Genomic DNA, 21,007 nt, shown 5'->3' on the forward strand with positions numbered 1-21,007 from the left:
CTCCGCGGATCGCTCCCGGGCCCGATACCTCAACCGGCGGGAGTTCCCCGCCCCCGTCGCCTGAGCGGAGGCCCCACCGTCCGTCCGCGGGTAGGGTTCGGGGTCGGGACGGGAAGGGGTTGCGGTGGTCGACGTACAGCACTGGCTCTCCGCGCTTCCCCCGGGCGTGGTCTACCTGATCGTCGCCGGGGTGATCGGCGTGGAGAGCATGGGTGTCCCGCTGCCCGGCGAGATCGTGCTGGTCAGCTCCGCTCTGCTCGCCGCCACCGGCGTGGTCGAGCCCGAGTGGGTGGCCACCGCCGCCGCGGCCGGCGCCATCGTCGGCGACTCCATCGGGTACGCCATCGGCCGGCGCGGTGGGCGTCCGCTGCTGGAACGGCTCGGCCGGCGCTTCCCGAAGCACCTCGGCCCGGCCCACCTGGCGCGCGCCGAGCAGAGCTTCGCCCGGCACGGTGTCTGGGCGGTCTTCTTCGGCCGGTTCGTGGCCCTGCTCCGGATCCTGGCCGGGCCCCTCGCCGGTGCGCTGCGCGTGCCGTACCGCCGATTCCTGCTGGCCAACGCCGCCGGCGGCCTGGTCTGGGCGTTCGGCACGACCTACCTGCTCTTCACGGTGGGGCGGGCGGCCGAGCACTGGCTCAAGGACATCTCCTGGGCCGGCCTGGCCGTCGCCGTGCTGGCCGGCCTGGCCAGCACCTGGTGGCTGCGCCGGCGCGCCCGCCGGCTGGCGGCGGCGGAGCCGACCGAGGCGCGCCGGCCGGTACCCGCCGGCGACCGCTGACCGGACCCGGAGACGCGGAAGGGCCCGACCCCTGGTGGGGTCGGGCCCTTCCGTGTTGTTGCCGGTCGGATCGTCAGGAGGTGCTGTAGCCGCGGGTGGCGATCCAGTCGGCGAGGTTGTCGACGGTGATGCGGTAGGAGGCCATGTTCGGGTCGGCGGAGTCGGCGATGGTCACGGTGTGGCCGTTGTCGCGGTAGCCGACGACGCTGATGTAGTGGCCGCCTTCGAAGGAGTGGGTGTTGCCGTCGGTGTCGGTGGTGGTGCCGGCGATGTTGGCGACCACGGCCCGGCCGTCGTCGATGGTGCGGACGATGTCGGCGCGCAGGGTGTCGGTCTGCTTGTCGTCGGCCTTGGGGGTGCGGATTTCCACCGAGTGGTAGGCGTTGGTCTTGCCGGTTTCCTTGTTCAGGACCGGGGTGATGTCGTTGATGCTGTTGGTGCCGTTCTCGGTGGTGCCCATTTCCTTGGCCATGGCGTCGACGTTGATGTTCTTGCCCTGCACGGACAGGGCGTTGCGGGTGGCGGCGGGGCCGCAGTAGTAGAAGTTCGGCTGGGCCTCGTAGCGGACGTTGAGTTCCCGCTCGCCGTGGCCCTTGCGGTCGGTGCTCACCTGGGCGGCCTTGTCGGCGGGGGCGGCGTGGGCGGCGATGGCGGGGCCGGCGATGCCACCGGCGGTGGCGGCGACACCCGCAGCGGTCAGGACGGTCTTACGCAGAATGTCGGTACGCATGATGAAGTCACGCCTTCCGGTTGGGGGTATTGCGGCCATCGCACAAAGGGGGGGTGTGCGGGTGGCCGCGAACAAGAAGTCTTTCGGGGTTCGCCCGGCGATCAGGGGGTGACCTGCTCGGGCGGCCCGGGGATGTAACCGCCGGTGGCGGGGAGTGATTCCCTCGGCTCATCCGGCACGGACCAGGTGCGGCGCGGTCCGGGGATGTAACGACGGGGGCCGGGAGGTCATTCCCACCGGCTCACCCGGGGCGGGCCTTCGCGGCCCGGGGGATGTAACCACGACCGGCGGCCAGTCATTCCGCCCGACCCGAGGGCCGTGCTGGTTGCCGCGCGGTCAGCCATGTACAACGACCCCCGCCCCGGCATCATTCCGCGGCACGGGTGGCACCGACCACACCACAACCCGCCACGAACCGGACATAGGCGGCACGGACGACATGGGGTGATCGGCCAGCGCCGGGTGGACGGCCATGCAGGCCTCCAGGCTGGCGAGACCCGCATGCCGTTCCACCCGGGACGTCCTGCCTCGCCGGTATGTCCGGCTCGCTGGCCGGCGGCCGGGCGGGTGAGGGGTCAGGGGGCGTTGAGGAGGCGGAGCACCTCGTCGCGCGCGGTGCGTACGGCAGCGCGTGACTGGTCGGTGTGGTCCAGGGCGTCGAAGCCGTGCCGGCCGTCCGGTACGTCCACCACCCGCACCCGCGTCCCCCGCCGCGCGGCTTCCGCCAGGAACGCCTCGGTCCCCGCCGCGACCTCCGGGCGTTCCTGACCGGCCCTGGTCAGGACGAGGGGCGGCGCGGCGCCGGCCTCGGCGAGCACGTCGAGCGGTCGGAAGCGCGGCTCGACCGCCCAGCCGGGCAGCGGGGCGAACAGCGGGTAGGTGGCGGCCAGGGCGCGCAGCCACCTCGGCGGGTCCCGCAGCCAGTCGCCGAGCAGCAGGCCGCTGCCGGAGAAGAACCAGAGCGCCAGCCGCTCCGGATCCACCCGGGGGTCGGCGCGGACCAGGTCCACCGCCGCCACCAGTTGCGCGGCCGCCGCCGCGAGATCCGCGGGAGTGTGCAGCAGCGGGAGCCTCGGGGTCGCCGCCACCACTCCCTGCTCGGCGAGGAGCGCGCCGTAACCCCGGTAGAGCAGCCACTCCCGTGGGTCGGGGGCGCCCGGCGGGAGCGGCACGCCGTGCACGAGGAGGACGGCGGGGCGCCGGCCGTCACCCGACGGCAGGTGCAGGTCGACCTGGTCGTGCCGTTCGATCGCGGCCGCCGGCGGCGAGAGAACAAACTGTGTCTCCCAGAAACTGTTTCCCATGGCAGCAATAATAGCGACCGAGACGGAATCGCACACCATCCACAATCGACGGATGAGCGATCTGCCACCATGTCCCGCATGGAGATCTGGCACAACCCGTCATGCTCGAAGTGCGCCACCGCCCGGGCGACCCTGGACGAGGCGCGGGTGCCCTACCGGCTGCGGGCGTACCTGACCGAGCCGCCGACCGCGGCGGAGTTGACCGAGGTGCTGCGCCGGCTCGAGGCCCGGGCCTGGGACATCTGCCGCACCGGCGAGCCGGCCGCGGTCACCCTCGGCATGGCCGACTGGCCCCGCGACGACGACACCGAACCCCGCTGGATCGCGGCGATGGTCGCGCACCCGGAGCTGATCCAGCGCCCGATCCTGCTGCTCGACGACGGCAGCGCGCTGGTCGGTCGTACCCCCGAGGCCCTGGACGAGGCGGTGCGCCGTACCGACGGGTGACGCGGACCGGACGGGGTCGGGACAGGCGGGCCGTCAGCGGCCGTTGTCGGCCGCGGCGGCACCGCCGCCGGCCCGCGCGTGCCGCTCGCGCAACCGGTCCCGGATCTCCTCCGGGGTGTACGCCCGGCGCCGCCGCTCCGCCCGGGCCACGACCACGCCGGTCGCCGCCACGCCGGCGAGCCCGGCCAGCCCGAGCACCTTCCACCACCGCATCCGTTGCCGCTTCGGCATAGGGTAGACCTCCATGAGCATCAGCCTGGACGAGGCGGTGGAGCTGACCCGGACCGGCGACCTGTGGGTGTTCCGCGGGCGCAGCGTGCCGGACCGGGCCATCCAGCTCACCACCAACAGCCCAGTCAACCATGTGGGCATGGCGGTGGTGCTCGACGACATGCCGCCGCTGATGTGGCACGCCGAGTTGGGCCGCTCGCTGCGGGACATGTGGACCGGCAGCCACCAGCGCGGTGTGCAGCTGCACAACCTGCGGGACGCGGTCTGCGTCTGGGCCAACCGGTACGGGCAGCGGGCCTGGCTGCGCCAGCTCGAACCGCCGGCCGACACCGCGATGGAGGAGGCGGTGCTGCGGACCGTGGCGCGCCTCGACGGCACCCCGTTCCCGTCCACCGCCCAGCTTGCCTGGCGGTGGGCCCGGGGCCGGGTGCCCGACCTGCGCCGCCACCGGCGGTCCACCCCTGACACCGGCGCGGTGCCGGTACGCGACCGGGCGTTGGAGACGGCCTACTGCGCCGAGGTGGTGGCGGTGACCTACGAGGCGATGGGGCTGCTGCCCGCCGGCCGCCGGCCCAACTGGTACGACCCGGGCCGGTTCTGGAGCGGCGACGACCTCGATCTGAGTGGGGGCGCCCAGCTCGGCGCGGAGATCGAGGTGCGTATCCCGCCGCGCTGACCAGGTTTGCCGAGCGGTCCGCGCGGCAATGGAGACTGCCGTGACGGCTTCCACCGATCTCGACGCGCTGACCGACTTCTTCGACCGGTACGGCGTGGCGCTGACCACCGGCGACCTGCCCGCCATCGCCGGCTGCTACGCCCTGCCCGGGCTGGTGGTGGCCGACACCTACAGCTTTTCGTTCACCTCGCCGGCGGCGGTGGCGCTCAGCTTCGTCGGGGCGGCCCCCGACTACCAGGAGCGGGAGCTGATCGCGGCCAACGCGCAGATCGACGACGTGCAGCAGGTCTCCGCGCTGCTCACCGAGGTGGCGGTGCGCTGGGAGTTCCTGGACAGCCGGGGCCGGGCGGTGCCCGGCGAACGCTACCGCTACCTGCTGCGGCTCACCGACGACGGCCCGGCCATCTGCACCGTCATCCGTACCGCCTGACCCGGGCGGCCGGCGGGGCACCTGCCGTGCGTGGGGTCAGCGCGGGCACGGTGCCGAGTGAAGCACGTCGGCCGGCGTCGTGGGGGCCACCTCGGCCGTCGGCCGGGTCGTCCGGCGGGCCGGGGCGCGCCGCTTCCGCTGCCGGGGGCGCGGGTCCACCGCGTCGGCCAGGTCGGCGACGAACTCGTCGATGACCTCTTTGCTCACCCCGGGCATGCAGATCAGGTGGCTGCGGCCGGCGCTGCTGGCCAGCACCCACTTGGCGGTGACCGCCGCCGGCGGGGTGGGGAAGACCACCGTGAACGCGTGGTCGTGCCGCCAGGCCGGCCAGCCCGCCTCGTTGAGCCGGTCGACGGCGTACGCGGCCAGCTCCCGGGCCCGGTCGGCCCGCTCCCGCAGGCCGCGCCGGCCCAGGCTGCGGATCGCGTACCAGAGCAGCACCGCGGGGTGGCCACTGCGCGAGCCGCTGATGGTGGTGTCCACGGTGGCGGTGTAGTTGGCGGCCTGGCCGAGCTGCTGCTGGAGGGTGCGACGGGTGAGCACCACCCCGCACGGCACCGGGGTGCCGAGGAACTTGTAGCCGGAGATGGAGACGCTGTCGGCGGTCGAGTTCAGGCGCAGCGACGTCCGGCCGTCCGCGAGGGCCAGCGGTACGCCGGCCAGGGCCCCGTCGACGTGCAGGTGGTGCCGGATCGCCGCTCGGGTGAGGAGGCGCCGGATCCGCGGCACGTCGTCGGCGGCCTCGGTCATCGTCGTGCCGCAGGTCGCCACGACGATCGCCGGCCGGTCCCGGTGCTGGTCGAGCACCCCGGCGAGGTCGTCATAGTCGATTTCGCCGCGCTCGTCGGTGCGGACCACCACGGAGTCCATGCCGAGGAGGTCCAGGCACTTGGGCAGCGAGTAGTGCGCGTCGGCGGAGTGGTAGACCAGGCCCTTCGGGAAGCGGGCGCGGGCCAGGCGGAGGGCGTAGAGGTTGCCCTCGGTGCCGCCGGAGGTGAGGTAGCCCCACCGGTCGTCGACCGGCGCCTGGAACAGGTCCGCGAACCAGCCGAGCACCTCCCGCTCGTAGCGCTTGGTGTGGTTGGCGCCGGCCGGGTCGGTCCAGGGGTCGCCGATGTTGTTCAGCAGGGAGCCGAAGAGCGGTGCGAGGGGGCTGTAGTCGATGTCGGTGGCCACCGGGAAGCCGACGTGGGTCTGCCGGCCGGCCGCCACGGCCGAGCGTAGCGTGGCGAGTTCGGCGAGGAGCTCTTCCGGATCGGTGACGGGATCGTCGCGGCTCGGGTCGGCTGGCAACAGGTGGCTCCTCATGACGCGGGCACGGCGCAAAGAGTGGACCATGAGTCACGGAGAGCAGGCAAGCGTTACCAATTCGGCCACCAACTGTCCACGATCGACCGCTGGGAGCCCCTTCGACCGAAGGTCTCCTGGTGTCGGGCCACAATCGACAGTGCCGGGTGCCGGACCGGTCACCGAGCTCGCGTTGTGTGCGCACGGTTGATAACCCGTGCACTCAGTGAAATCATCGGCCGGGCGAATTCCAGCTAGCCAGGAGCTGCCACGTGTCGCAGGATCACCGGTCGCCGTTGTCCCGTCCGTCCTATGAGGATCCTCGTGACCGCGGCGCGGCTCACCGGCCGGCGTACCCCCCGACGACACCGCCGGTCGGACCACCGGCGGGTTGGCGCGGGGACGGCGGCCACCCCTTCCCGGCGGCCGGCCCGCCGGACGCCGGCTACGGCGCCGGCCCGTCGCCGACCGGCCCCGGCTACGGGTCGACCGCACCCGGCTACCCGGCTCCGGGCTACCCGGGTGCGGCCGGCCCCGGGTACGCGGCGCCGGCGGGGTACGTCGGCCCGGAAACCCCCGCCCACCGGGGCGCGGAGGCGCCGCGCTTCGGGATGCCGGACACCAGACGCCGGCCCGCCCCCGAGGCGTCCCCCTACGACGCGCCGCCGACGGCCGGCCACGGCGCCCCTGCGGCGTGGGCGTCGACCGCGCCGGCGAGTGGGCATCCGATCCCGGGCGGGTCCGGGCCGACCGCCGACGGCTATTCCGGCCAGGCCGTCCAGAACCAGATCCGGCAGGCGGTGGTGCACCGGGTGCAGTACGCCAATGCGCTGCACGCCTCGCACTACTGGGACCTGCGCCGGACCAAGCCGGTGGGGCCGCACGCCCTGGTCTTCCTCTACGCCGGCCTCGACCCGCGGTTCTCCGACCCGCGCCGCCCCTACTACGAGATCAAGGCGGCGTCCCGGCTGTTCCGGGACGGCGCCGACGTGCAGGACCTGCCGGCGCTGCTGCAGGAGCTCACCGAGATCGCCAAGGGCTACCTCGCCGACGGCCGGGTCTTCGACCCGGCGGCCCAGATGACCCAGGCGGCCGAGCCGATGCCCGCCGACGCCACGTACGTCGGAGTCGCCGTCTCCACCCTGCTCGGCTCCGGGGAGGAGGTCGTCGACGAGCCGTTGGCGGCCGTCGGCGGGATGGGCATTCCCGGCCGGAGCAGGGTGGTCCTGGCGGACAACAACCTGCTGGTGGTCGAGCGGCCGGCACGCGCCCATGAACAGGTGGAGGTGTACGCCACCTTCCCGTACTTCACCAGCGGTGGCGTGGAGTACCGCAGCTGGCGGCCGTTCAGCTCGGAGCAGCAGGCGGAGCCGTCCTGGCGCTGGTTGCAGCACCTCAACCAGTTGGTGCTGGCCGGCCAGGAGCGCAAGGCCATGGCAGCCGCGGTCGCCACGGGCGGCGGCCGGCGCTGGCGCTGAGCACGGACGACGGCCCCGCCCCGGGGTCGGGGGCGGGGCCGTCGGATGCCGGGCGGCCTAGAGGGAGCGCCCGATCAGGTCCTGCTCGATCACCGCGAGGGGGCGGGGCTGGCCCTGGCCGACGTTCTCCAGCACCTCTGGCCGGCGGCTCCGCAGGACCGTCGCCCAACCCAGGCCGATCACCGCCGCGGCGGCCACCGCGCCGGGGACCAGCCACTTCGTGGTCGAGCCCTCGGGCGCGCCGAGGACGGCGGAGAGGTTGACCAGGGTGGTCAGCAGGGCCGCCCCGACGAGCACCGCGCCGATCAGCGGGGCGACCGTACGCTGCCAGGCGGTCTCGGTGGTGCCGCCGCCCTTGCGGAAGAACGCGACCGCGGCGAGCGAGGTGACCGCCATCATCAGCAGCACCGCGATGGCCGCGACGCCGGAGAGCCAGCTGAACATGATGGCCACCGGGTCCGCCCCGGTCAGCGCGAAGATCAGGATCGCCGGCAGGGCGATCGCCGACTGGAGTGCCGAGCCGGCGACCGGGGCCCCACCCCGGCCGATCCGCTCGAACACCGCCGGCAGCACCCGCTCCCGCCCGAGGCTGAAGGTGTAGCGGGCGATCGAGTTGTGGAAGCTGACCATCGCGGCGAAGACGCTGGTCACCACGAGGGCGGTCGCCACGCTGCCGAGCAGCGGGCTGGCGTGCGTCTCCAGGATCGAGAACGGCAGCCCGGACGACGGATCGCGGGACTGGTCCACCACCCGGTCCGGCCCCACCGCGACGGCCAGCGCCCAGGCGGCGAGGGCGTAGAGGACGCCGAGCAGGATCAGGGCTGAGTAGGCGGCCCGGGACACCGCCTGCGGGGAGCGCGACTCCTCCGAGTAGACCGCGGCGGACTCGTAGCCGACGAACGACGCCGCGCAGAAGGCGACCACCCCACCGATGCCGGGCACCAGCAGGTTGCCCGGGTCCAGCGGCGCGAAGCTCACCGTGCCGCCGGCCGGATGGGCGAACGAGGTGTAGATGAAGAGCAGGATCAGCGCGACCTCGACGGCCAGCACCGCGCCGAGCAGGCCGACGCTGATCCGGGACTTCAGCACGCCGACGAGGGCGACCCCGGCCCAGGCGAGCAGGGCCCAGACCCACCAGGAGCCGCCGAGGCTGCTGCTGACGACGGAGCCGAGCAACCCGTACAGGCAGATCTGGATGGCGTTGTAGCCGAGCAGCACGACGGGGGCCGCGACCACGCCCCAGAAGCGCCCGAAGCCGGCCGCGAGCGCCGCGTAGAAGACGCCCGCGCTGGACACGTAGCGGGCCATGGCCAGGTAACCCACGGAGAAGAAGAGCAACGCGGCCGCGATCACGAGGAAGCCGAGCGGCGTGCCGGTGACGCCGGTCGAGGCGTACGTGGCGACGATGGCACCGGCGAGCACGGCCATCGGGGAGGAGGCGGTCGCGCTGAACACCAACAGGGCGCCGGTCCCGAGGGAGTTGCGGACGAGCCCGGTTGGCGCGCTGGCAATCTGCATGGAAGGTGCTCCGAGTCGGGGTGAGGGGCTGGTTGTCGGGGCGGGACGGCGGAACCGGCGCGCTGGCGCGGTCCCGGTGCTCGGGTGTCGCGGTGGTGGTTGCTGCCCGGCGACCGGTCATCCACAATGGATGGCTTCAACGATCTTGAGCGATATTGCCCAGTTCTGAGCCATTTAGGAACTCCAATCGATGAGCTCGGACAGCGTAGCCGACGACGCGCTGCGGTCTGCCGACGACGCGCTGCGGTCTGCCGAGTGCGCGCCGTGGCGGAGTGTCGGCGCCGGAGGGCGTCATCCGGTGGGCGATCGGGCCGCCGCGGCCACACCCGGAGCCGGGGCGACGGGGCCGAAGCGGGCGACACCGATCATCCGTTCCGCGCGTCGCCTCGACCGGACGGTCGGATGGTGGCGCCCGTGCTGAGAACCGTCGACCACCCTGGCTAGGCTGGCGAGTCGGCTGCGGTGAGGGGGAGCAGGATGAGCGCCGGGCAGGATCAGACGTCCGAGGCGCCGGCGGCGTCGCGGGTGTTGACGTCGGCGCCGTGGATGGTGGTGCTGCTCGGTGTGGGGCTGCTGACCACGCTGCTGCTGGTCGCCCTCTTCTCCCTGCGGGCGGAGGAGCATCACGCCCTTCCCACGAGCGCCGACCCGCCGATCTACCTGCCGACCGCCGAGGCGCAGACCACGTCGGCCGCACCGAGCGATGCGCCGCCGGTCGGGGTGGACGGCAGTCCCTCGCCGACCCCGTCGCGCAGCGTCCGGCCCTCGGCGCAGGCCACCCCGGACCGGCCCTCGACGTCGCCGAGACCGGCCACCCTGACCGCGCCGTCGGCCGGCGACCTCACCGCCACGTACGAGGCCACCGGCAGTGGTCGGGACTGGTTCGAGGCCCGGCTGACCGTCACCAACGGCTCCGGCCGGAGCCAGAGCTGGCAGGTCGAGCTGCTCTTCGCGGGCAACGTGAAGAGCGTCGAGGCCTCCTCGACCGCCGGGGTGTCGGTCAGCACCCAGGGCAGCGGGGTGTTCGTGCTGCGCGGCACCGGCGCGCTGCCGTCCGGGAAGGCGGCCGTGGTGAAGCTGCACTTCCGCCGTACGGGCACCGGTGACCGCCCCGGCCAGTGCACGGTCAACGACACCGACTGCGTCATCGGCTGAGCGCGAGATCCGTCGACGCGCCCGGGTAACGGGTGGCGCACTTTCCGACATTGCCCCCGATGACTACGCTCACCGGACGGTATCGACTGGGGAGGGTCATGTCCGGCACGCGTCGCACCCGCCTCTCGCCCGCCGCGGCCATCGCCTCCTCGCCCTGGGTCCTGGTCGCGATCGGGGCGATCGTCATGGTGGTGCTGCTGGTCGTGGCGCTGGGTGCGACCCGGGACCGGCGCACCTACGCCGACCTCCCGCCACCGGCCGCGCCGGTGTCGCTGCCGGACCTGCCCGCCGTCACGGCATCGCGCGCGCCGACGTCCGCCGACGTCCCGGTGCTGCCCGGGCTGTCGCCCCGGTCGACCGTGCTGTCCGGCGCGCCGGCGCCGAGCCCGCCGGTCACCGCGGGCGCCCGCAGCGGCCGGCCGGCCCCGCCGCCGCCGGCGCCGGCCGCACCGCCCCCGGCGTCGGTGACCGGACGCTACGCGGTGGTGACCCGCTTCCAGACCGGCTTCGTCGGCGAGGTGCTGATCGTCAATGCGGACTCGACCGTCCGGGGCTGGACCGTGCGACTGACCTTCTCCGGTGGGCAGGTGGCCGACACCTGGGTGGTCGATGCCGAGCAGGGGCGGGCCAGCGGGTCCGGCGGCGACCTGACGTACCGGAGCGGCGTGGACCTGGCGCCCGGTGCCTCGGCGCGGCTGCGGTTCCGCGTCGAGCCGGCCGCCACGACCACCCCGGACGCCTGCACCGTCAACGGCGCGCGCTGCGCCGGTTTCTGACCCCGACCCGGCACGACGCCGTCCACCGTGGCGGCGTTCCGGCTGCCGCCCGGGGGCGTCCGGGCGGGCCACGTTTTGCAAGGCAGCTGCTTTGTTACGACTTGGTTTGCAAGGTATTGCAGAATGTTTCGGCAAGGGCTAGCGTGCGGGCGAATCAGCGACCAGAGAAAGGCCGTCGATGAAACCCCCGCCGATATCCCGCAAGGCCCTGCTCGCCCTGGTTTCCTCCCTGGTGCTCACCCTCGTCGGGGTGCCGGTGGCCATCCGCCAGCTGGGCGCCGACGGCAGCGACCGCCCGGCCACCCCCGACGTCCTCGCCGCCGCCGGCGCACCACAGTGGCGTACCGAGCCGTCCGCCGAGGCGCTGCTCAAGGCCGGCAGCGACAGCGCCCGGGCCGAGCAGTTCTACTTCGTGCTGCCGGACCGCTTCGCCAACGGCGACAAGCGCAACGACAGCGGCGGCCTGACCGGCGACCGGCTCAGCACCGGCCTGGATCCCACGGACAAGGGCTTCTACCACGGCGGTGACCTCAAGGGCGTCATCGACAAGCTGGACTACATCGAGGGCCTCGGCACCACGGCCATCTGGCTCGCCCCGATCTTCAAGAACCGTCCCGTGCAGGGCACCGGCGCCGACGTCTCCGCCGGCTACCACGGCTACTGGATCACCGACTTCACGCAGGTCGACCCGCACTTCGGCACCAACCAGGAGCTGACGAAGCTGGTCGACCTCGCCCACCAGCGGGGCATCAAGGTCTACCTCGACATCATCGTCAACCACACCGCCGACGTGATCCGGTACGCGGAGAACAAGTACGGCTACGTCGACAAGAAGACCGCGCCCTACCGGGACGCGCAGGGGCGGGCCTTCGAGGATCGCAACTACGCCGACGGCACCCGCGCGTTCCCGCAGGTCAACGAGAAGTCGTTCCCGTACACCCCGACCTTCGCCAGCGCGGCCGACGCGACCGTGAAGGTCCCGGCGTGGCTGAACGACCCGACCATGTACCACAACCGGGGAGACTCCACGTTCGCCGGCGAGAACAGCGAGTACGGCGACTTCTTCGGCCTCGACGACCTCTGGACCGAGCGTCCCGAGGTGGTCCGCGGCATGACCGACATCTACGGGCAGTGGATCGGCAAGGCCGGCGTCGACGGCTTCCGCCTCGACACCGTCAAGCACGCCAACCTCGACTTCTGGCCGCAGTTCACCCGGGGCATCAACGCGGCCGCCGCCAAGGCCGGCAAGCCGGACTTCTTCATGTTCGGCGAGGTCTACAGCGCCGACCAGCAGATCGAGTCGACGTACGTGCGGCAGGGCGGCCTGCCGGCCACCCTCGACTTCTCCTTCCAGGAGGCCGCGCGCGGCTACACCGCCGCCGGCGGCTCCGCCAAGACGCTCGCCGACGTGTACGCCAAGGACGACCTGTACGCGGCCCGGAATACCGACGCCAACCGGCTGACCACCTTCCTCGGCAACCACGACATGGGCCGGATCGGCTCGTTCGTCGCGGCGGCCGGTGGCGACGACGCCAGCCAGCTGCGCCGCGACGAGCTCGCCCACCAGCTGATGTTCCTCACCCGTGGCCAGCCCGTCGTCTACTCCGGCGACGAGCAGGGCTTCACCGGCCCCGGCGGGGACAAGGACGCCCGGCAGGACATGTTCGCCTCGAAGACGGCGGACTACCTGGACGACGACCTGATCGGCACCACGCGTACCCACGCCAGCGACCAGTACGACACCGCCCACCCGCTGTACCGGACCATTTCCGAGCTGGGCAAGCTCCGGCAGGCGCACCCGGCGCTGCGGGACGGCATCCAGGTCACCCGGTACGCGACCGACGGCCCGGGCGTCTTCGGCTTCTCCCGGATCCTGCCCACCGATCGCACCGAGTACGTCGTCGCGGTGAACAACGCGGCGACCGCGCAGACTGTCAGCGTGGACACCTGGTCGGCTGGCGCCACCTTCACCGGCATCTACGGCGGTTCCGCCACCGCCACGGCGGGCGCCGACGGCAAGCTGACCGTGGCCGTGCCGGCCATGTCCGCCGTGGTCCTCCAGGCCGACCGGGCGATCCCGCAGGCCGACGCCGCACCGCAGGTCACCGTCACCGAGCCGGGCGACGCCCCGGTCGCCACCACGGCCGCCGTCACCGCGCAGGTCACCGGCGACCCCCTCGCGACCGTCACCTTCGCCGCCCGGGTGGCCGGCGGCAAGTGGACCCTGCTGGGCAGTGCGCACCACACCCCGTACACCGTCCACCACGACCTGACCGGCCTGGCCGGCGGGACGAAGATCGAGTACAAGGCCGTCGTCCGGGACGGCAAGGGCCGCATCGCCAGCGCCCGGACCACCGGCGTGGTGGGCACCCCGGCGCAGAGCGCGTCCCGGGACTGGGCGATCGTGCACTACCAGCGCCCGGCCGGCGGGTACGCCGACTGGGGCCTCTACACCTGGGGCGACATCGACCCGGCCTACCAGACCGACTGGCCCGCGGGGCAGCCGTTCGCGGGTGAGGACTCCTTCGGCCGGTTCGCCTGGGTCAAGCTGAAGCCGGCCGCGAAGTCGGTGGGCTTCCTGGTGGTCGACCGGAACGGCACCAAGGACGTCGACCAGGACCGCACCATCGACGTGACGCAGACCGGCGAGGTCTGGGTCAAGCAGGGCGATCCCACGCTCTACCCGACCCGGCAGGCCGCCACCGGCGAGCCCGACCCGCCGGTCGACCAGAGCACCGCGGTCATCCACTGGCGTAAGGCGGACGGCGACTACGACGGCTGGGGCCTGCACCTCTGGGACGGCGCGGCCAACCCGACCGACTGGGGCAGCCCGCTCAAGCCGGAGCGGGTCGACTCGTTCGGCGCGGTGTTCCGGGTGCCCCTGGCCGCCGGCGCCACCGGCCTGAGCTACATCGTGCACAAGGGCGACGAGAAGGATCAGCCCGACGACCAGCGGCTGGACTTCGCCGCCGCCGGGCACGAGATCTGGCTGCTGGCCGGGGTCAAGGGCCGGCTGCTGCCGGCGACCACCTCGGGGGTGGCGAAGGACCTCGACATCACCAAGCAGAAGGCGCAGTGGATCGACCGGTCCACCGTCGCCTGGCAGACCGGGCCGACCGACGGCAAGCGGTACGCCCTGGTCGCCGCACCGGCCGGCGGGCTGACCGTCACCGACGGCGAGCTGGCCGGGACGTACACCACCCTGCCGCTGTGGGCGGAGCGCAACGGGTTGACCGAGGCGCAGCGGCAGGCCTTCCCGCAGCTCTGGGCCTACCACGCCTTCACCCTCGACCCGGCCGACCTGGCCAAGGTGCCGGCGGCGCTGCGCGGGCAGCTCGTGGTGACCGAACGGGACGCCGAGGGGCAACTGCTCGGCGCGACCGGCGTGCAGATCCCCGGCGTGCTCGACGACGTCTACCAGGCCGCCACCCAGGCGAAGCTCGGCCCCACGTTCGCCGGCAAGGTGCCCACCCTGGCCGTCTGGGCACCGACCGCCCGCACGGTGTCGCTCCAGCTCTTCGACTCGCCGGCGGCCGCGCCGAAGACCGTGTCGATGAGCCGCGACGACCGCACCGGCGTCTGGTCGGTGCGCGGCACGAAGGCGTGGACCGGCAAGTACTACCGCTACCAGGTCGAGGCCTGGCAGCCGGCGGCGCAGAAGATGGTCACCGCCTCGGTGACCGACCCCTACTCGGTGGCGCTGGCGCCCGACTCGACGCACAGCCAGATCGTCGACCTGAGCGAGCCGGCGCTCGCCCCGGCCGGCTGGACGAACCTGCGCAAGCCGGCGGCGGTGCCGTCGTCGAAGGCGCAGATCCAGGAGCTGTCGGTCCGGGACTTCTCCGTCGCCGACACCACCGTGCCGGCCGAGCGGCGGGGCACCTATCTCGCCTTCGCCGACCCGGGCACCGCCGGGATGAAGCACCTGAAGGCGCTCGGCGACGCGGGGGTCAACTACCTGCACCTGCTGCCGGCGTTCGACTTCGCCACCATCCCCGAGAAGCGGGCCGATCAGGCGCAGCCGGCCTGCGACCTGGCCGCCCTGCCCCCGGACTCCGACCAGCAGCAGAAGTGCGTCACCGCCGTGGCCGACAAGGACGGCTACAACTGGGGGTACGACCCGCTGCACTACACCGTGCCGGAGGGCGGTTACGCCGTCGACCCGGCCGGGGCGCAGCGGACCACCGAGTTCCGGCAGATGGTCGCCGGCATCAACCAGGCCGGCCTGCGGGTGGTCATGGACGTGGTCTACAACCACACCTCGGCCGCGGGCGTCGACCCGAAGTCGGTGCTCGACCAGGTTGTGCCGGGCTACTACCAGCGGCTGTTGGAGGACGGCACCGTCGCCAACTCGACCTGCTGCGCCAACACCGCCCCGGAGCACGCCATGATGGGCAAGCTCGTGGTGGACTCCCTGGTCACCTGGGCCCGGCAGTACAAGGTGGACGGCTTCCGGTTCGACCTGATGGGGCACCACCCGAAGGCGAACATCCTGGCCGTCCGCGCCGCGCTCGACCGGCTCACCGTCGCGACGGACGGCGTGGACGGGAAGAAGATCCTGCTCTACGGGGAGGGCTGGAACTTCGGCGAGGTCGCCAACGACGCCCGGTTCGTGCAGGCCACCCAGGCCAACATGGCGGGCACCGGGATCGGCACCTTCAACGACCGGCTCCGCGACGCGGTGCGCGGCGGAGGTCCGTTCGACGGCAACCCGCGGCTCCAGGGCTTCGCGTCCGGCCTCTTCACCGACCCGAACGGGGACGACGTCAACGGCTCGGCGGCGGAGCAGAAGGCCCGGCTGCTGCACCAGCAGGACCTGATCAAGGTGGGCCTGACCGGCAACCTCCGCGGCTACCGGTTCACCGACTCGTCCGGCCGGCAGGTCACCGGCGCGCAGGTCGACTACAACGGCTCGCCCGGCGGCTACACGGCCGCGCCGGGGGAGGCGGTCACCTACGTCGACGCGCACGACAACGAGATCCTGTACGACGCGCTGGCGTACAAGCTGCCGCAGGGCACCTCGGCCCAGGACCGGGCCCGGATGCAGGTGATCGCCCTGAGCACGGTGGTGATGGGGCAGGGGACCGGGTTCGTGACGGCCGGCTCGGAGCGGCTGCGCTCCAAGTCGCTGGACCGCAACTCGTTCAACTCCGGGGACTGGTTCAACCAGATCCGGTGGGACTGCACCCAGGGCAACGGCTTCGGCGCCGGTCTCCCGCCGGCGGCGGACAACGAGAGCAAGTGGTCGTACGCCAAGCCGCTGCTGGCCGACCCGAAGCTGGTGCCGGACTGCGCGGCGATCGACCTGGCCGACGCCCGCTACGCGGAACTGCTGGAGATCCGCCGGTCCTCGCCGGTCTTCGGGCTGACCACCGCCGACCAGGTGCAGCAGCGGGTCGCCTTCCCGCTCTCGGGTGAGCAGGAGACGCCGGGCGTGGTCACCATGACCCTCGACGCCCGCCGCCTGGGCGGGACGTGGAAGTCGATCACGGTGGTCTTCAACGCCACTCCGGAGGCGGCGAAGCAGACGGTGGCCGGGCTGCGCGGGGCGAACGTGGCGCTGCACCCGGTGCTGCGGAACTCGGCCGATCCGGCGCTCCGCACGGCCTCGTTCGACCAGGCCGGCGGCACCTTCACCGTGCCGGCCCGCAGCGTGGCGGTCTTCGTGCAGAGCTGATCCGACGACGATCCGGCCCCCTGCCACCGAGGTGGCAGGGGGCCGGATGCTCTGCGTCGATCCGTACGCTGACCGTCGGTCAGTTGAAGCAGTCCGGGACGGTGCCGGCGCAGTTGGTGGGGTCGTTGTTGGTGACGGTGGATTCGTCGTCGAGCTTGACGGTGCCTTCGTTGTTGAGGATGCCGCCGGCGACGCGGTGCTTCTTGGACGAGTCGGTGGCGGTGTTCTTGGTGACCCGGGTGTTGTCCAGGGTGACCTTGCCCTTGTTGTTGAAGATGCCGCCGCCGTTGAGGGCGGTGTTGCCCTTGATCTCGGTGTCGCGCAGGGTGAGGGTGGCGTTGTCGTCCTCGCCGTCCTTCTTGTCCTGGTAGCCGTCCTCGATCTTGACGTTGGTGTCGCCGTTGAAGATGCCGCCGCCGAAGCGTCCGGCGGTGTTGTCGAGGATGTCGCTGTCGGAGATGGTGGCGGTGGCCTCCGTCTTCTCCTTCTTGTCCTGGTCCTTCTTGTCGCTGCCGTTGGAGGACCAGTCCTTCTTCTTGTCCTCGCCGCCGGTGTTGACGATGCCGCCGCCGTCCTTCTCGGCGTGGTTCTTGGCGACGACGACCTTGTGGAGCTTGAGGTCGGTGTTGAGGGCGTAGATGCCGCCGCCGCTGTCGCAGGCGGTGTTGCCCTTGATCACGGTGAGGGTGATCGTGACGGTGCCGTCGTTGCTGAACAGGCCACCGCCGTTCTTGCCGGCCCGGTTGTCCTCGATGACGCTCTTGGACTCTTCCTTGCCGTGGTCGGAGCCGACGATCTCGACGGTGCCGCCCTTGTTGCGGTCCTTGTCGTGGTCCTTGCGGTCCTTGTCGTGGCCGTCCTTGTCCCAGCTGCTGTTGCCGTAGCTGTTCTTGTCGTGGCCGTCCTTCTTGTTGTCGTGGTCCTTGTCCTCGCCGTTGGCGATGCCGCCGCCGCTGCGGCCGGCGGTGTTGTCGCTGATCTTGGTGTCCTTGACCTTGAGGGTGCCCTCGTTGAAGATGCCGCCGCCGTCCTTGCCGGCGTGGTTGTTCTCGATCTTGCTGTCCTCGACCTCGACCCGGCCGAAGTTGGCGATCGCGCCGCCGTTGTTCTCGGCGTTGTTGCCGGTCAGCTTCACGTCCTTGAGGTGGGCGCTGCCGCCGCGCTCGACCAGCAGCGCGCCGCCGTCGCCCTCGCCGTCGTCCTTCTTGTCCTTGTCCTTGTCCTTGTCCTTGTCGCCGGACCACGAACCCGAACCCGAGCCCGAGGCCTGCGAGCCCGGTCCGGTCTGCGCGCCCGGCGCGGCCAGGGCCACCGGCGCGGCCGGCGCGGCCAGGGCCACCGGCGCGGCCTGCACCGCGGCCGGCGCGGCGGCCGGCGCGGTCTGCGGGCCCTGGGCGCCCGGGGCAGCCATGCCGCCGGGTGCACCGGGGCCCTGCCAGCCCGAGCCCTGCCAGCTGGGGCCCTGCGAGCCGGAGCCCTGCGAGTCGGAGCTCGGCGCCGACCCGTACTTGAACTCGGCGGCGTTGCCGTCCTTGACGGTGAGGTCCTTCAGCTTCAGGTCACCACCGTCGGCGACCCGGAAGATCCGGAAGGCGTCCTCGGAGTCCCGCTTGATCGTCGAGTCGTTGCCCTTGATCGTGATGTCTTCCTTGATCGTCGGCAGACCCGTGCCGGACTTCTTGTCGGCGAAGCTCAGCTCGTAGGTGCAGTGCTCGGCCAGCTTCAACGTGCCGCCATTGTCCCGGTTCGCCAGATCGATCGCCTCGATCAGCTCCTCCTCGTCACAGGGCACCTCCCGCACCCGCCCGTGGTCGTCAAAGTCATCACGACGATCCTCATCGTCGCGACCCTTGTCGTCCCGGTCGTCGTCCTTCTTGGCGCCGTCCTTGGTGAGGTGCTGGGCGGTCGACCACTTCACGTCGCCGAGCCGGTGGGGGCCGGTGGCCCCGGTGGTCGCGTACGCCACGCCGGCGAGGCTGACCGCTCCCGTCAGGCCCACGACGCCGGTGGCGAGCCAGATCCGGCGGCGCCGAATCGGGGAGATCGTCTCACGGGTGGCGTCATCGTTATTGCGAAGGTAGTTGGACATCGGAGCTCTCTGCCCTCTCCTTGTACCCGACAAGGTCGCTTCGCCACGGCGAGGCGGCCTTCGCTACAAATCGGTTGTAGCTGCTGAAGACCACCGTATGAGAACCTTCTTCACCTCGTGCCCATATACGAAAAAAACCCGCATAAGGGGCGGGTGAGGTCGCCGGCCGCACGGAGGACCGCAGCACAGCAGCGGTGTCACGGTTGGCGAAGGGTGTCGCGGAGGGCGGAAGCCGCCGGTCGCTTCCAGACGGCCGTAGTGGTCGAGGACCACGACGAACCCCCCGGCGGTGACGTGGGGGGCAGGGGGTCCCTTTCCGCCATGGCGTGGCGGAAAGGGACCCCCTCGGTTATGTGGTGGTTCAGTTGAAGCAGTCCGGGACGGTGCCGGCGCAGTTGGTGGGGTCGTTGTTGGTGACGGTGGATTCGTCGTCGAGCTTGACGGTGCCTTCGTTGTTGAGGATGCCGCCGGCGACGCGGTGCTTCTTGGACGAGTCGGTGGCGGTGTTCTTGGTGACCCGGGTGTTGTCCAGGGTGACCTTGCCCTTGTTGTTGAAGATGCCGCCGCCGTTGAGGGCGGTGTTGCCCTTGATCTCGGTGTCGCGCAGGGTGAGGGTGGCGTTGTCGTCCTCGCCGTCCTTCTTGTCCTGGTAGCCGTCCTCGATCTTGACGTTGGTGTCGCCGTTGAAGATGCCGCCGCCGAAGCGTCCGGCGGTGTTGTCGAGGATGTCGCTGTCGGAGATGGTGGCGGTGGCCTCCGTCTTCTCCTTCTTGTCCTGGTCCTTCTTGTCGCTGCCGTTGGAGGACCAGTCCTTCTTCTTGTCCTCGCCGCCGGTGTTGACGATGCCGCCGCCGTCCTTCTCGGCGTGGTTCTTGGCGACGACGACCTTGTGGAGCTTGAGGTCGGTGTTGAGGGCGTAGATGCCGCCGCCGCTGTCGCAGGCGGTGTTGCCCTTGATCACGGTGAGGGTGATCGTGACGGTGCCGTCGTTGCTGAACAGGCCACCGCCGTTCTTGCCGGCCCGGTTGTCCTCGATGACGCTCTTGGACTCTTCCTTGCCGTGGTCGGAGCCGACGATCTCGACGGTGCCGCCCTTGTTGCGGTCCTTGTCGTGGTCCTTGCGGTCCTTGTCGTGGCCGTCCTTGTCCCAGCTGCTGTTGCCGTAGCTGTTCTTGTCGTGGCCGTCCTTCTTGTTGTCGTGGTCCTTGTCCTCGCCGTTGGCGATGCCGCCGCCGCTGCGGCCGGCGGTGTTGTCGCTGATCTTGGTGTCCTTGACCTTGAGGGTGCCCTCGTTGAAGATGCCGCCGCCGTCCTTGCCGGCGTGGTTGTTCTCGATCTTGCTGTCCTCGACCTCGACCCGGCCGAAGTTGGCGATCGCGCCGCCGTTGTTCTCGGCGTTGTTGCCGGTCAGCTTCACGTCCTTGAGGTGGGCGCTGCCGCCGCGCTCGACCAGCAGCGCGCCGCCGTCGCCCTCGCCGTCGTCCTTCTTGTCCTTGTCCTTGTCCTTGTCCTTGTCGCCGGACCACGAACCCGAACCCGAGCCCGAGGCCTGCGAGCCCGGTCCGGTCTGCGCGCCCGGCGCGGCCAGGGCCACCGGCGCGGCCGGCGCGGCCAGGGCCACCGGCGCGGCCTGCACCGCGGCCGGCGCGGCGGCCGGCGCGGTCTGCGGGCCCTGGGCGCCCGGGGCAGCCATGCCGCCGGGTGCACCGGGGCCCTGCCAGCCCGAGCCCTGCCAGCTGGGGCCCTGCGAGCCGGAGCCCTGCGAGTCGGAGCTCGGCGCCGACCCGTACTTGAACTCGGCGGCGTTGCCGTCCTTGACGGTGAGGTCCTTCAGCTTCAGGTCACCACCGTCGGCGACCCGGAAGATCCGGAAGGCGTCCTCGGAGTCCCGCTTGATCGTCGAGTCGTTGCCCTTGATCGTGATGTCTTCCTTGATCGTCGGCAGACCCGTGCCGGACTTCTTGTCGGCGAAGCTCAGCTCGTAGGTGCAGTGCTCGGCCAGCTTCAACGTGCCGCCATTGTCCCGGTTCGCCAGATCGATCGCCTCGATCAGCTCCTCCTCGTCACAGGGCACCTCCCGCACCCGCCCGTGGTCGTCAAAGTCATCACGACGATCCTCATCGTCGCGACCCTTGTCGTCCCGGTCGTCGTCCTTCTTGGCGTCATCGCGTTTGCCGTCGCTGGCGTTCTGCGGCACGGCCGCGTGGTTCTCCGCGACGCGCTTCGGGTCGTCGGACTTGTTGTCCCGAGCAGCGAGGCCACCGAGCGCCGCCAGCCCGACGACGCCGGTCAGCCCGGCCACGCCGGTGGCGACCCAGAGCGCTCGCCGCCTGCTCGTCGGCGGGGTCATCGGCGCCCCGCCGTCGGAAGTCGTTACGTCGTTGGACATCAGAGCTTCCGCCCTTTCGGTGTCTACCAAAGGGGTCGCACC

At 71.7% G+C, this 21,007-nt stretch carries 15 protein-coding genes; 8 read left to right on the forward strand and 7 right to left on the reverse strand.

From position 1 onward, the window contains the following. Positions 1-124 precede the first annotated feature (124 nt). Positions 125-778 (forward strand): DedA family protein, encoded by a 654-nt coding sequence (locus tag Q2K19_RS21140; RefSeq protein WP_302763127.1) that lies wholly within the window; start codon positions 125-127, stop codon positions 776-778. A gap of 73 nt (positions 779-851) precedes the next feature. Here the strand turns inward: Q2K19_RS21140 and Q2K19_RS21145 are convergent, their stop codons facing one another. Beyond that, positions 852-1,508, reverse strand: a complete 657-nt coding sequence (locus Q2K19_RS21145) for a C39 family peptidase (protein WP_302762507.1) — start codon at positions 1,506-1,508, stop codon at positions 852-854. 575 nt (positions 1,509-2,083) lie between these two features. Beyond that, positions 2,084-2,812: a dienelactone hydrolase family protein gene (locus Q2K19_RS21150; RefSeq protein ID WP_302763128.1), complete on the reverse strand. Its 729-nt coding sequence runs from the start codon at positions 2,810-2,812 to the stop codon at positions 2,084-2,086. A gap of 78 nt (positions 2,813-2,890) precedes the next feature. Between Q2K19_RS21150 and Q2K19_RS21155 the strand changes: the two genes are divergently transcribed. Then, positions 2,891-3,259 carry an ArsC/Spx/MgsR family protein gene (locus Q2K19_RS21155; RefSeq protein ID WP_302763129.1) on the forward strand — a complete coding sequence of 123 codons (369 nt, stop codon included), beginning with the start codon at positions 2,891-2,893 and terminating at the stop codon, positions 3,257-3,259. 33 nt (positions 3,260-3,292) lie between these two features. Here Q2K19_RS21155 and Q2K19_RS21160 read toward each other — a convergent pair whose 3' ends face one another. Next, on the reverse strand, positions 3,293-3,505 hold the full coding sequence (locus tag Q2K19_RS21160) for a hypothetical protein (RefSeq protein WP_302763130.1): 213 nt from the start codon (positions 3,503-3,505) through the stop codon (positions 3,293-3,295). Between Q2K19_RS21160 and Q2K19_RS21165 the strand changes: the two genes are divergently transcribed. Further along, the gene (locus Q2K19_RS21165; RefSeq protein ID WP_302763131.1) at positions 3,504-4,166 is read left to right on the forward strand and encodes a hypothetical protein; all 663 of its coding nucleotides are present in this window, start codon (positions 3,504-3,506) and stop codon (positions 4,164-4,166) included. The genes Q2K19_RS21160 and Q2K19_RS21165 overlap by 2 nt on opposite strands. 40 nt (positions 4,167-4,206) lie before the next feature. Next, positions 4,207-4,596 (forward strand): hypothetical protein, encoded by a 390-nt coding sequence (locus tag Q2K19_RS21170; protein ID WP_302763132.1) that lies wholly within the window; start codon positions 4,207-4,209, stop codon positions 4,594-4,596. Positions 4,597-4,632: 36 nt separating this feature from the next. Here the strand turns inward: Q2K19_RS21170 and Q2K19_RS21175 are convergent, their stop codons facing one another. Beyond that, complete coding sequence (locus Q2K19_RS21175) at positions 4,633-5,889, reverse strand: histidine decarboxylase (protein WP_302763133.1); 1,257 nt, start codon at positions 5,887-5,889, stop codon at positions 4,633-4,635. A 266-nt stretch (positions 5,890-6,155) separates the two neighbouring features. On the opposite strand from Q2K19_RS21175, the gene Q2K19_RS21180 reads away from it, so the two are divergent. Continuing rightward, the gene (locus Q2K19_RS21180; RefSeq protein ID WP_302763135.1) at positions 6,156-7,361 is read left to right on the forward strand and encodes a hypothetical protein; all 1,206 of its coding nucleotides are present in this window, start codon (positions 6,156-6,158) and stop codon (positions 7,359-7,361) included. A 57-nt stretch (positions 7,362-7,418) separates the two neighbouring features. On the opposite strand, the gene Q2K19_RS21185 is transcribed toward Q2K19_RS21180, so the two are convergent. Next, positions 7,419-8,879, reverse strand: a complete 1,461-nt coding sequence (locus Q2K19_RS21185; protein WP_302763137.1) for an APC family permease — start codon at positions 8,877-8,879, stop codon at positions 7,419-7,421. A 477-nt stretch (positions 8,880-9,356) separates the two neighbouring features. Here Q2K19_RS21185 and Q2K19_RS21190 point away from each other — a divergent pair, with 477 nt between their 5' ends. The 3 genes from Q2K19_RS21190 to pulA all read left to right on the forward strand — a co-directional run bounded on the left by Q2K19_RS21190 (position 9,357) and on the right by pulA (position 16,487). Continuing rightward, positions 9,357-10,034: a hypothetical protein gene (locus Q2K19_RS21190; protein WP_302763138.1), complete on the forward strand. Its 678-nt coding sequence runs from the start codon at positions 9,357-9,359 to the stop codon at positions 10,032-10,034. A gap of 98 nt (positions 10,035-10,132) precedes the next feature. Continuing rightward, positions 10,133-10,810: a cellulose binding domain-containing protein gene (locus Q2K19_RS21195; RefSeq protein WP_302763139.1), complete on the forward strand. Its 678-nt coding sequence runs from the start codon at positions 10,133-10,135 to the stop codon at positions 10,808-10,810. Positions 10,811-10,988: 178 nt separating this feature from the next. Then, complete coding sequence (pulA, locus tag Q2K19_RS21200) at positions 10,989-16,487, forward strand: pullulanase-type alpha-1,6-glucosidase (RefSeq protein WP_302763141.1); 5,499 nt, start codon at positions 10,989-10,991, stop codon at positions 16,485-16,487. Between the two features lie 79 nt (positions 16,488-16,566). Here the strand turns inward: pulA and Q2K19_RS21205 are convergent, their stop codons facing one another. Next, positions 16,567-18,576, reverse strand: a complete 2,010-nt coding sequence (locus Q2K19_RS21205; protein WP_302763142.1) for a hypothetical protein — start codon at positions 18,574-18,576, stop codon at positions 16,567-16,569. 361 nt (positions 18,577-18,937) lie between these two features. Beyond that, the gene (locus tag Q2K19_RS21210) at positions 18,938-20,965 is read right to left on the reverse strand and encodes a hypothetical protein (RefSeq protein WP_302763143.1); all 2,028 of its coding nucleotides are present in this window, start codon (positions 20,963-20,965) and stop codon (positions 18,938-18,940) included. Between the last annotated feature and the right edge of the window lie 42 nt (positions 20,966-21,007).

The organism is Micromonospora sp. NBRC 110009, assembly GCF_030518795.1.
In the GTDB taxonomy this organism is placed as follows: Bacteria; Actinomycetota; Actinomycetes; order Mycobacteriales; family Micromonosporaceae; genus Micromonospora.